Annotated in this window: 13 protein-coding genes and 1 pseudogene; 3 read left to right on the forward strand and 11 right to left on the reverse strand. The window is 41.4% G+C overall.

From position 1 onward, the window contains the following. Positions 1-3 precede the first annotated feature (3 nt). The 8 genes from HT709_RS04520 to HT709_RS04555 all read right to left on the reverse strand — a co-directional run bounded on the left by HT709_RS04520 (position 4) and on the right by HT709_RS04555 (position 6,059). A complete protein-coding gene (locus HT709_RS04520) occupies positions 4-954 on the reverse strand; it encodes a branched-chain amino acid ABC transporter permease (RefSeq protein ID WP_166730742.1) in 951 nt (316 codons plus the stop codon). Positions 955-957: 3 nt separating this feature from the next. Beyond that, complete coding sequence (locus HT709_RS04525; RefSeq protein ID WP_000941427.1) at positions 958-1,827, reverse strand: branched-chain amino acid ABC transporter permease; 870 nt, start codon at positions 1,825-1,827, stop codon at positions 958-960. A gap of 116 nt (positions 1,828-1,943) precedes the next feature. Continuing rightward, complete coding sequence (locus tag HT709_RS04530) at positions 1,944-3,104, reverse strand: ABC transporter substrate-binding protein (RefSeq protein ID WP_000726145.1); 1,161 nt, start codon at positions 3,102-3,104, stop codon at positions 1,944-1,946. Between the two features lie 102 nt (positions 3,105-3,206). Further along, positions 3,207-3,455 carry a YlbG family protein gene (locus HT709_RS04535; protein WP_000462126.1) on the reverse strand — a complete coding sequence of 83 codons (249 nt, stop codon included), beginning with the start codon at positions 3,453-3,455 and terminating at the stop codon, positions 3,207-3,209. Positions 3,456-3,533: 78 nt separating this feature from the next. Then, on the reverse strand, positions 3,534-4,124 hold the full coding sequence (gene clpP / locus HT709_RS04540; RefSeq protein WP_050242379.1) for an ATP-dependent Clp protease proteolytic subunit ClpP: 591 nt from the start codon (positions 4,122-4,124) through the stop codon (positions 3,534-3,536). A gap of 173 nt (positions 4,125-4,297) precedes the next feature. Beyond that, on the reverse strand, positions 4,298-4,927 hold the full coding sequence (upp, locus tag HT709_RS04545; protein ID WP_000515974.1) for a uracil phosphoribosyltransferase: 630 nt from the start codon (positions 4,925-4,927) through the stop codon (positions 4,298-4,300). Positions 4,928-5,015: 88 nt separating this feature from the next. After that, positions 5,016-5,483 (reverse strand): cytidine/deoxycytidylate deaminase family protein, encoded by a 468-nt coding sequence (locus tag HT709_RS04550; RefSeq protein WP_000136974.1) that lies wholly within the window; start codon positions 5,481-5,483, stop codon positions 5,016-5,018. An 18-nt stretch (positions 5,484-5,501) separates the two neighbouring features. Further along, positions 5,502-6,059, reverse strand: a complete 558-nt coding sequence (locus HT709_RS04555; protein WP_050261904.1) for a TetR/AcrR family transcriptional regulator — start codon at positions 6,057-6,059, stop codon at positions 5,502-5,504. A gap of 124 nt (positions 6,060-6,183) precedes the next feature. On the opposite strand from HT709_RS04555, the gene HT709_RS04560 reads away from it, so the two are divergent. Together HT709_RS04560 and HT709_RS04565 are read left to right on the forward strand one after the other, a co-directional pair. Then, positions 6,184-7,029: a DegV family protein gene (locus tag HT709_RS04560; protein ID WP_054388076.1), complete on the forward strand. Its 846-nt coding sequence runs from the start codon at positions 6,184-6,186 to the stop codon at positions 7,027-7,029. A 59-nt stretch (positions 7,030-7,088) separates the two neighbouring features. Beyond that, positions 7,089-8,264: an NAD(P)/FAD-dependent oxidoreductase gene (locus HT709_RS04565; protein WP_172925551.1), complete on the forward strand. Its 1,176-nt coding sequence runs from the start codon at positions 7,089-7,091 to the stop codon at positions 8,262-8,264. A gap of 42 nt (positions 8,265-8,306) precedes the next feature. On the opposite strand, the gene HT709_RS04570 is transcribed toward HT709_RS04565, so the two are convergent. Next, the gene (locus HT709_RS04570; RefSeq protein ID WP_000274782.1) at positions 8,307-9,047 is read right to left on the reverse strand and encodes a MerR family transcriptional regulator; all 741 of its coding nucleotides are present in this window, start codon (positions 9,045-9,047) and stop codon (positions 8,307-8,309) included. 339 nt (positions 9,048-9,386) lie between these two features. Here HT709_RS04570 and HT709_RS04575 point away from each other — a divergent pair, with 339 nt between their 5' ends. Next, positions 9,387-10,727 carry a sodium-dependent transporter gene (locus HT709_RS04575; protein ID WP_050223719.1) on the forward strand — a complete coding sequence of 447 codons (1,341 nt, stop codon included), beginning with the start codon at positions 9,387-9,389 and terminating at the stop codon, positions 10,725-10,727. 40 nt (positions 10,728-10,767) lie between these two features. Here the strand turns inward: HT709_RS04575 and manA are convergent, their stop codons facing one another. Next, positions 10,768-11,712 (reverse strand): mannose-6-phosphate isomerase, class I, encoded by a 945-nt coding sequence (manA, locus tag HT709_RS04580; RefSeq protein ID WP_050223723.1) that lies wholly within the window; start codon positions 11,710-11,712, stop codon positions 10,768-10,770. 120 nt (positions 11,713-11,832) lie between these two features. Further along, positions 11,833-12,153 (reverse strand): annotated as a pseudogene (locus tag HT709_RS04585) (family 1 glycosylhydrolase); the annotation flags it as partial. Between the last annotated feature and the right edge of the window lie 50 nt (positions 12,154-12,203).

Raw genomic sequence — 12,203 nt, forward strand, 5'->3', positions numbered from 1 at the left:
GTTTTATTCCTCCTTCTTAGATTTTTTAAAGAAACGTGATAGGCTCAATTCCCATGTTCCAAGGAGTCCACCTGGTCTGAAAATCATTACCAAGACCAAGGCCAAAGCGTAAATAATCATACGCACACTAGCTACGTCTTGGAGAAGCATATTCAAAATTCCCAGAACAATAGCCGATACAATGGCACCTGTAATGGAACCAAGTCCACCAAAGACAACAATAATCAAAACGTTGATTGAGTTGATGAAAGTGTAATCTTTCGGTACAACTGAACCGATAAATCCTGCCTGAAGTGACCCTGCAATACTCGCAGTAATGGCACCAAAGACAAAAGCGATGATTTTAATTTTAGTCGTATTAACCCCAACTGACTCAGCAGCGATTTCATCCTCACGAACAGAGAGGGTTGAACGACCAATTGGACTACGCAAGAAGTTCAAGGTTGCAATGGTTGTAATCACAACAAAGAAGTAAACCATTTGCCAAGTTGTAAAGTTTGGAATTCCCAAGATACCTGCTGCACCATTTGTAAGGCTTCCACCATTGATGATAAAGATACGGATAATTTCAGAAACACCTAGAGTCGCTACTGCAAGATAGTCCCCCTTCAAGCGCAAGGTTGGAATTCCGACAAGCAAGGCAACTGCTCCTGAAAGCAAAGCCCCTACAAGCATAGCTCCAAAGAAGGCTCCGTAGGTTGGTGATTTAGAACCAATAATAGCAGCGGCATAGGCACCAATCGCCATGAAACCAGCATGCCCAAGTGAAAATTGTCCTGAAAAACCAACGATTAAGTTGAGACCAACAGCCAGAATAATATTAATTCCGATTTGTTGTAAAATCTGTACATAGAATAGGTTGAGTACTCCGACTGAAACCAGTACACTAATCAAGCCATAGCCAGCTAATAAAAGGAGTAACCATAGAATATTAACTTTTAAATTTTCCTTCATCGCTTACACCTTCTCTTTCACATTTTTACCAAGGATACCAGCTGGGCGGACAATCAAGATCAACAACAAGATTCCATAAACAATGGCATCACGGAAGTCTGACATCCCAAAGGCTGTCGCAAAAGTTTCTAATAGACCAATCACAAAGCCACCAAGAGCCGCACCAGGAATGATTCCGATACCACCAAGTACCGCGGCAACGAAAGACTTAAGACCTGGAGTAACCCCCATCAAAGGCTCAAGAGAGTTATAATAGAGGGCAATCAGAACACCAGCCGCACCCGCAAGAGCTGAACCCAAAGCGAAGGTAAAGCTGATCGTACGGTTTACATTGATCCCCATCAATTGTGCCGCATCGCTATCTACAGATACAGCACGCATGGCTTTCCCCATCTTAGTCTTTTGGACAATGACCTGTAACAAAATCATCAAAATCAAGGAAATGGCCAAGATCATTAACTGCACATTTGTTAGGCTAACTGGTCCCAAATCATAGCGAACTGTTTGAATCGCTTGAGGAAAGGCACGAGTATTGGCACCAACCAGATAGACCATGCCATACTCCAGTAGGAAAGAAACCCCAATAGCTGTAATCAAAACAGCAATACGAGTAGAGTGACGCAAAGGTCGGTAAGCAAGGAACTCAATCACGACACCAAGGATGGCTGTCGCTAGCATGGCTACAATAAGCGCTACAAAAAAATTCATTTGGAAAGAATTGATCAAGAAATAACCAATAAAGGCTCCCATCATATAAATATCACCGTGGGCGAAATTGATGAGCTTGATAATTCCGTAAACCATGGTATATCCTAGGGCTAACAGCGCATAAACACTACCTAGAATCAAACCATTTACTAGTTGTTGGAGCATAAGATTCACTCTTTCTATATATAATTCCGAGGTTTTTCCCTCACTTTTTGATAGGTTCTTAAACATCGAAACAGGGAGTGAGTCAAAGGCTCATTCCCTATTTCAACATTTTTCTATTATGGTTTTACAACTTCTGCTGCTTCAACCTTACCATTGTTCATGGTCATCATGTAAGCAGTTTTAACTGTGTTGTGGTCCGCATCGAAGCTTGTTTTACCAGTTACACCTTCAAAGTCTTTTGTTTTAGCAAGATTATCCTTGATTTCACCTGAGTTTTTAGCACCTTTTGCTGCGTTTGCTACAAGGTGAACTGAGTCATAAGCCAAGGCTGCAAATGTTGAAGGCTCTTCATTGTACTTAGCGCGGTAAGCGTCAAGGAAGGCTTTGGCTTTAGCTGAAACTTCTACAGTAGTTGAGAAACCTGAGATAAAGTAGATGTTTGATGCTTTTTCAGCAGTTGCTTGTTGTACAAACTCTTCACCGTTAAATCCATCACCACCAACGATTGGTTTGTCAATTCCCATACCACGCGCTTGGTTTACAATCTTACCAGCCTCATTATAGTAACCAGGAACAACGATAGCATCAAAGTCTTTCCCTTTCATTTTTGTAAGGGCTGCTTGAAAGTCTGTGTCACCTGCTACGAAAGTTTCATCTGCAACGATTTCACCCTTGTATGACTCGCGGAAAGATTTGGCAATCCCTTTAGCATAGTCACTGGCATTGTCAGTGTAAAGAACAACTTTCTTAGCATTTAATTTTTCAGAAACATAGTTTGAGATAATTTTTCCTTGGAAGCTATCTTGGAAAGTTCCAATAAAGAGGTAATCTTGACCTTTAGTCAATCCATCTTGAGTCGCACTTGGTGAGATCAATGGAACACCTGCTTTTGTAGCGTTCGCTACCGCAGCTGCAGTCGCACCAGATGTCGCAGGTCCTACGACTGCTGATACTTTAGATTGGGTTACAAGGTTAGTTGTAACTGAAGCAGCCTCAGCTGTTTCAGACTTATTATCTTTATCGACTACTTCGATTTGTTTTCCATCGATACCACCTGCGGCATTGATTTCATCAACAGCCAATTGGGCACCTTTTTGTTCAGCTGTTCCGTATGCAGCTAAAGAACCTGATTCTTCAAAGTTAAACCCGATTTTAATTGTCTTTTCCTCTACTGAGTTACCAGCAGTGTTGACTGCTCCAGACTTCACTTCTCCACAGGCTGCAAGAAGTGCTACACTTGCAAGCGCCACAAACGATAGGGCAAATTTTTTCTTCATCTTTTTTTGTCTCCTTATTTCTTAAATAGTCTGTTAAGAATATATCGAATTATCAGAAAATTGTCAACACTTTTCTTTAAATTTTTATCTGATAACGTTTTCCTATCGGTAAAGGTTACCCACAAAGGGTGTTTCCAGCTCTTGGATATGACAAACTCTGACTTTTTTGATAAACTTTTCCTTGCTCAAGCGCCCGACCAATTGCTCCACTTCTTGAGTTGGAACATAGAGTTGTAAGTAACGATGCTTCTTGGAATGATAGGTAATATCTCCATAATCCTGCAGTTTTTTGGCATCACGATTATAGTAAAGATAGATAATCAAGCCAGATCGATTGACTTTTTCAAACATGATAAATCCTCTTTCTAAGAAATCTCCCCCTATTATACCAAAAAAAGCAAACCCAGTCGAGTTTGCCTTCTATCAACATTAGTTCAATGAATTGTTGGCCATGATTTCATCAATAAAGCCATATTCAAGTGTTTCTTGGGCACTCATCCAGTTATCGCGTTCTGCATCTGCATGGACTTTTTCGATTGACTGACCTGAATTTTCAGCCAATATTTTTTCCAAGGTATGACGAGTTTTAAGCAAGTGTTCTGCAGCAATCGCCATATCGGTTTGTTGAGTACCTCCACCTGTACCGCCCATTGGTTGGTGAATCATATACTCTGCATTTGGAAGCATGAAACGCTTGCCTTTTGCTCCACTTGATGCAATGACCGTCCCCATAGATGCAGCCATTCCCATAACGATGGTTTGGACATCTGCCTTGATAAAGTTCATGGTATCAACGATTGCCAAGCCAGCTGAAACAGAACCACCAGGTGTGTTGACATAAAGGTAAATATCTTTTGTACTATCTTGGGCATCCAAGAAAAGCAATTGGGCAATAACTGAGTTAGCCATATTGTCTTCAACTGGACCTGTCAGCATAATGATGCGGTCTTTTAAAAGACGTGAGTAAATATCGTAGGAACGTTCTCCACGGCTTGTTTGTTCAATAACTACAGGAATCATTTATTTCTCCTTTTGAGTTTTATTTTTGTTGGTCAAATGACTGAAGATAAGACTATTATAATATTTTGGTCAAAAAAGGTCAGATTTTTGCTCTGTTTTCATTAGAACAGAAACAAAAATTCAACCTCCTTTCGTGACTGGAACTTCTTTTCCAAGTCATTCTCTTTTTAATTTTATTTTGTACCGAACAAGCGGTCTCCAGCATCTCCAAGACCTGGAACGATATAACCGTGTTCGTTCAAACGTTCATCCAAGGCTGCTGTAAAGATTTCTACATCTGGATGAGCTTCTTGAAGAGCTTTTACACCTTCTGGTGCTGATACAAGGCAGACAAATTTGATATTTGATGCGCCACGTTTTTTAAGCGAGTCAACAGCCAAGATTGCTGAGCCACCTGTTGCCAACATTGGATCTACTACAAAAATTTGACGTTGGTCAATATCTTCAGGCAATTTTACCAAGTATTCAACTGGTTGAAGCGTTTCTTCATCACGGTACATACCGATGTGACCAACCTTAGCAGCTGGAACCAAGCTCAAGAGCCCATCAACCATCCCGATACCTGCACGCAAGATTGGAACAATGGCCAATTTCTTACCTGCCAATTGTTTTTGAACTGTTTTTGTAATTGGTGTTTCGATTTCCACATCTTCTAGTGGAAGATCACGAAGTACTTCATACCCCATCAACATTGCAATCTCATCTACTAGCTCACGAAAAGCTTTTGTAGAAGTATCTGTACGACGCAAGATTGACAATTTGTGTTGAATCAGCGGGTGATTAATAACTTCAATTTTTCCCATTTTTGGAATTCCTTCTTTCAATTTATTCTTCTTATTATACCAAAAAACGGTTTAAAAATCTTTCTAAACCATTTATTTTTGATAATTTTTACATTAGATCAGCCTCTTTAAGAGCTTCCTGTACTGTCTCAAGTGGTAAATGAGTCAATTCTGTTCCCTTTTCTTGATAGAGGTATTGGGCGTAGTCATCCATTCGGTACTGGTTGATATAAACCACGCGCTTGCAACCGACCTGCAATAATTGTTTGGTACAGTTGAGACAAGGAAAATGGGTTACATAGGCTGTAAAACCTTTTGGAACACCACGTTCTGCACCTTGAAGGATAGCATTGACCTCAGCGTGAAGGGTGCGAACACAGTGGCCTTCGATGACCAGACATTCGTGGTCAATACAATGCTCAGTCCCTGACACCGAACCATTGTAACCAGTGGAAATAACCTTATTATCCTTTACCAGAATTGCGCCCACTTTGGCACGTTTACAAGTGGAACGATTGGCAATTAGTAGGGCTTGGGCTGCAAAATACTCATCCCAGGCCAGTCTTTTTTCAGTCATATCTCTTCTCCTTTTTCTCTATTTTTTAAAAAATGGTAACCGTAAATCCGCTATCTTTTCAGCAGGTACCTTCATGCCATCCTTGATCCATTTTAAAAGGACTGAGACGATGGCTGAACTCCAGAAGGAATGAAGATAAGAGCTGACACCTTTTGATTTTCCATGGTATTTTTCTAAAAATTCCTGCATGGCTTGGACAAAGATTTTTTCCAGATGGTAATCCAAGGCCAGTTGAATCACTCTGGCTTCCTTTCTGGCCTCTCGGAAAAGGTGAACCCAGACCAGATAAAGGTCTGTCTTTAAATCATAATGATGCAACTGTTCCATAATATTATGGACAGTTCGTTTAAAGACGCTTTCTAAAATTTCCTCTTTGGAGTCATAATTGCGGTAAAAGGCCGCACGCGAAACACCTGCACGTTTGACCAATTCAGAAATACTAATCTTGGTCAGTTCCTTTTTTTCCAAGAGTTGCAAGAGGGCTGTTTCAATGGCTTCTCTGGTTAATAAATTGGATTCTTGGTTTGATTTTCTGAGATTTTCAAGAGACTTTTCAGAGATTCTACGTTCAGACATAACATTTTCTTTCTACTTGTCACAACAGACGGATGAGGCTTTTGTTTCAAGGGTTTTCATGATATAATTGTAAAAAAAGACAGAACCTTTGTCAATGTATAACTGACAAAGATGGAGAATTTCTATGACTTGGAAGATTATTGCTGACTCTGGTTGTGATTATCGTCAACTGCCAACACCAGCTATTAACACAACCTTTGTAAGTGTCCCCTTAACCATTCAAGTAGCTGATCAGGTCTTTGTTGATGATGCCAGTCTTGATATTGACCATATGATGGAAACCATGTATGCAACCGCAGAAGCTTCAAAATCAGCTTGTCCAAGCCCAGATGATTATTTGCGAGCATTTGAAGGAGCCAAAAACATTTTCCTAGTAACCATCACTGGTACTCTTTCTGGCAGCCACAATAGTGCGCAACTGGCCAAGAATATTTATCTGGAAGACCATCCTGATACTAAGATTCATGTAATTGATAGTTTGTCTGCTGGTGGGGAAGTTGACTTGCTCGTAGAAAAATTGAATGATTTGATTGACCAGGGCTTGTCTTTTGAAGAAGTGGTTGAAGCTATCACCGCCTATCAAGAAAAAACCAAGTTGCTCTTTGTCCTAGCTAAAGTCGATAACTTGGTGAAGAACGGCCGTTTGAGCAAGCTTATCGGTACGGTCGTTGGCCTTCTAAATATCCGTATGGTTGGAGAAGCTAGTGAAACTGGAACTCTCGAATTGCTACAAAAAGCAAGAGGAGCAAAGAAGTCAGTTCAAGCAGCCTATGAAGAGTTAGTGAAAGCAGGATATGCTGGTGGCCGTATTGTCATGGCCCAACGCAATAACGAGAAATGTTGCCAACAGCTTTCAGACCGAATCCGTGAAACCTTCCCACAGGCGGATATTAAAATTCTCCCAACATCTGGTCTCTGCAGTTTCTATGCAGAAGATGGCGGTCTGCTGATGGGCTATGAAATTGATTAATTGCATTCTTGACAAGAGGTAACCATCATCTCTTGTTTTTTTTGTGGTACAATAGAGCTATGAAACATTTTGATACTATTGTCATCGGTGGAGGACCTGCTGGTATGATGGCTACGATTTCCAGTAGCTTTTATGGACAGAAAACCCTCCTCATCGAAAAAAATCGGAAACTTGGAAAAAAGTTAGCTGGGACTGGTGGGGGACGTTGCAATGTGACCAACAATGGTAGCTTGGACGACCTACTAGCTGGAATTCCTGGAAACGGACGCTTTCTTTACAGTGTTTTCTCCCAGTTCGATAATCATGACATCATCAACTTTTTTACAGAAAATGGTGTTAAACTTAAGCTCGAAGACCACGGACGCGTCTTTCCAGCCAGTGACAAGTCTCGGACTATTATCGAAGCTTTGGAAAAGAAAATCACTGAACTAGGTGGTCAAGTTGCTACTCAAACCGAAATTGTTTCGGTTAAAAAAATCGGCGAACAGTTTGTCCTTAAGTCCGCAGACCAAACCTTCACTTGTGAGAAACTCATTGTCACAACTGGTGGAAAATCCTATCCTTCTACTGGTTCGACTGGTTTTGGTCACGAGATTGCCCGCCATTTTAAGCATACCATTACCGAGCTTGAAGCTGCTGAAAGTCCTTTATTAACAGATTTTCCACATAAGGCCTTGCAGGGAATTTCGCTGGATGATATGACTCTAAGTTATGGCAAGCGTGTCATCACTCACGATTTGCTTTTTACCCACTTTGGTTTGTCAGGTCCTGCTGCCCTACGTATGTCTAGCTTTGTCAAGGGCGGGGAGATTCTCTCACTGGATGTTTTGCCTCAACTTTCTGAAAATGACTTGGTTGCATTTCTAGAAGAAAATAGGGAAAAATCTCTAAAAAATACCTTAAAAACTTTGCTTCCAGAACGCTTGGCAGAATTTTTTGTGCAAGGCTATCCTGACAAAGTCAAACAACTGACTGAAAAGGAACGTGAACAACTTGTCCAGTCCATTAAAGGACTTAAAATTCCTGTAACTGGAAAAATGTCTCTTGCCAAGTCCTTTGTCACCAAGGGTGGCGTCAGTCTCAAGGAAATCAATCCCAAAACTCTGGAAAGTAAGCTGGTTCCTGGACTCCACTTTGCTGGCGAGGTACTGGACATCAACGCCCATACGGGGGGCTTTAACATCACTTCTGCCCTCTGCACCGGCTGGGTGGCGGGAAGTCTGCATTATGATTAAAGAACTTTTAATAGAAAAAATCGGAAGATTACTCCTCCGATTTTATTTTGCTTGAGTTTGGACATAGTGGGCAATGACATCTGATGTGTACTGGGCTGTTCCAGTACCAAATTTGTCAATATTTTCCTTAAACTCTGGGTTATAGACGTAGCCTTTACCGATATGACCGAATACTTCAATAGTACAATCAAATCCATAAGTACGAATGGCTTGCAAGAGCTTGGCTGTTTGCTCTTGGTTTTCAGTTGCTGTTACAGGCAGACCAGCTTGAAGATTTTGTGCTAAGGCTTGAAAAACTTGGTTGAAGGCAGCCGTAGCCTCGTCTTCGTGACCTTTCTGGCGCTCCAGCGCTTGGTCCATGACTTCTTGTCCATATTTCTCTACCGCCTCTTGGTGGTATTTTTGATGGTCTTGGTAGTTAAATCCAGCAAATTTCTCTTGAATGCTCATTTCTCTTTCTCCTTTTTGTTCTTGAATGGTTTTTTGCAAGGTTGAAATCAAGGTATCCAGATGTTCCCTTTCTCGAGTCAAATAGTCCAACTGCCTGGTCAAATGAGGCAATAAATCTGTCCTTTCTTCCTTTAATAGCTCTGCTATTTTTTCTAAAGAAAAGCCTAGATATTTGTAGTAAAGAATGACCTGGAGACGTTCCAAATCCTCCTGACTGTAGGTTCGATAGCCGTTTTCCGACTTTAAAGGAACCAAAAGTCCTATCTTATCGTAGTGGTGCAGGGTCTTGACAGAGACACCCGAAAGCTGTGCAGCTTCTTTTATATGGTACATGATTTCCTCCTTATACTCAATGAAAATCAAAGAGCAAACTAGGAAGCTAGCCGTAGGCTGTACTTGAGTACGGTAAGGCGACGCAGACGTGGTTTGAAGAGATTTTCGAAGAGTATTACACTGATAGTATAACCCCTCCCCTTAGGTCAGAGTCAAGCGTTTTTGCGAAATTTTTTACTTTATCATAACATGAAAATGGTTTTCTTGACAGACCTTAGAAAACATGATAGGATAGTCAAGTCTATCAATCAAAAGAAACGCTCATTTTGAGTACTGATGAGGCTATTTGCCAAGGGCAGTAGCTTTTTCTTTTGTAACACTAATTTTAGGAGTTTAACTATGTCTGAAAAATCGCAATGGGGGTCTAAACCGGGCTTTATCCTAGCATCTGCTGGTTCAGCCATCGGACTTGGTGCCGTTTGGAAATTCCCCTATATGACTGCTGCTAACGGTGGAGGAGGCTTTTTACTGGTCTTTCTCATTTCCACTATTCTAATCGGTTTCCCCCTTTTGCTAGCTGAATTTGCTCTCGGCCGAAGCGCTGGTGTCTCAGCAATCAAAACCTTTGGAAAACTAGGCAAGAATAGTAAGTACAACTTTATCGGTTGGATTGGTGCCTTTGCCCTCTTTATCCTCTTATCTTTCTACAGTGTTATTGGTGGCTGGATTTTAGTCTATCTAGGCATTGAGTTTGGAAAATTGTTCCAAATTGGTGGAACGGGTGATTATGCTCAGTTATTTACTTCAATCATTTCAAATCCAGCCATTGCTCTAGGAGCTCAAGCGACCTTTATCCTATTGAATATCTTCATTGTATCACGTGGGGTTCAAAAAGGGATTGAAAGAGCTTCGAAAGTCATGATGCCCCTGCTCTTTATCATCTTTGTCGTCATCATCGGTCGTTCTCTCAGTTTGCCAAATGCCATGGAAGGGGTTCTTTACTTCCTCAAACCAGACTTTTCAAAACTGACCAGTGCTGGTCTCCTCTATGCTCTGGGACAATCTTTCTTTGCCCTCTCACTAGGGGTTACAGCCATGCTGACCTATGCTTCTTACTTAGACAAGAAAACCAATCTGGTCCAATCAGGAATTTCCATCGTAGCCATGAATATCTCGGTATCCATCATGGCAGGTCTCGCCATTTTCCCAGCTATGTCAGCCTTCAATATCCAGTCTGAAGGGGGACCGAGCTTACTCTTTATCGTCTTGCCTCAACTCTTTGACAAGATGCCTTTTGGAACCATTTTCTACATCCTCTTCCTCTTGCTCTTCCTCTTTGCGACAGTCACTTCTTCCGTCGTTATGCTGGAAATCAATGTGGGCAATATCACCAACCAGGACAACAGCAAGCGTGCCATGTGGAGTGCCATTTTGGGAATCTTGACCTTTGTCTTTGGCATTCCCTCAGCCCTATCTTACGGTGTCATGGCGGATGCTCACATCTTTGGGAAGACCTTCTTTGACGCTATGGACTTCTTGGTTTCCAATCTCCTCATGCCATTTGGAGCTCTCTGCCTTTCACTTTTTACAGGCTATATCTTTAAAAAGGCTCTTGCAATGGAGGAACTCCATCTTGATGAAACCGCATGGAAACAGGGACTGTTCCAAGTCTGGCTCTTCCTTCTTCGTTTCGTCATTCCAATCATCATCATCGTGGTCTTCATCGCCCAATTTATGTAATCAAAAAGGACTTGAGTAGTAAACTCAGGCCCTTTCTTTTTTATGGATGGCTAACAATCACTTCCAAACCTTGCCCTTCCAGAGTCCAAGCTTCAACATCACTTGGTAAGATAAAGTGACTGCCTTTTTGGATTGGATAATTTTTCCCGTCAACAGTCAGTTGACCTTGACCGGCTAAGACACTCAATAAGCTGTAGTCAGCTGTCTTTTCGAAGTCAACTTTTCCAGTAATTTCCCACTTGTAAACTGCAAAGAAATCATTGGATACAAGGAGAGTGGAACGCAAATCATCTGCTTTAACAGTTACAGGACGGCTATTTGCAGGCTCACCAATGTTTAAGACATCAATGGATTTTTCAAGATGAAGTTCACGCAAGTTGCCCTTATCGTCCTTGCGGTCAAAGTCATAGACGCGATAGGTGGTATCGCTAGACTGCTGGGTTTCAAGAATCAAGATGCCAGCCCCAATGGCATGCATGGTGCCACTTGGCACATAGAAGAAATCTCCAGCCTTAACAGGCACTTTTGTCAGCAAGTCATCCCAATTCTTGTCCTCGATTTGCTGGCGGAGTTCTTCTTTTGACTTGGCATTGTGGCCGTAGATAATCTCTGAACCTTCATTCGCAGCGATGATGTACCAGCACTCTGTTTTTCCAAGCTCGCCTTCATGCTCGAGTCCATAAGCATCATCTGGATGAACTTGAACACTGAGCCAGTCGTTGGCATCCAGAATCTTAGTCAAAAGCGGAAATACAGGCTCAGGACGATTGCCAAACAATTCACGGTGTTCTGCATACAAAGTAGCTAGATCTGTTCCCTCAAAACTACCATTGGCAACTTTAGAAACTCCATTTGGGTGAGCTGAGATAGCCCAGTATTCCCCTATTTTTTCACTTGGGATGTCGTAGCCAAACTCATCACGTAGCTTGGTTCCACCCCAGATTTTTTCTTGCATAACTGATTGTAAAAATAATGGTTCTGACATTTTATTCTCCTGTCTGATCTTTCTTCCTTCATTATAACAAAAAAAGAGTTCCATTTGAACTCTTTTTTACATCTTATAAAGCAGGGAGAAGATTTTATAAAAATAGTAAACAAATGTGCTCTACTCGATGCTTGCTCCATTGCTATCAATGACATCCTTGTACCAATAGAAGGACTTCTTCTTGCTACGTTTGAGAGTCCCATTTCCTACATTATCTCGATCTACATAGATAAAGCCATAGCGCTTATTCATTTCCCCTGTGCCAGCTGAAACCGGATCGATACATCTCCAAGTCGTATAACCAAGCAAGTCAACCCCGTCTTGGTAAATGGCATCTCGCATGGCCTTGATGTGGGCCTCTAAGTAAGTAATCCGATAGTCATCTGCTACATAACCATTCTCATCCGGTTTATCCATAGCACCGAGTCCATTTTCTACGATAATACTAAACTAAAATCAAAAAGCATTATATAATAGTAATATGAAATCAA

The organism is Streptococcus sp. 1343 (assembly GCF_013277355.1).
Classification (GTDB): domain Bacteria; phylum Bacillota; class Bacilli; order Lactobacillales; family Streptococcaceae; genus Streptococcus; species Streptococcus pseudopneumoniae.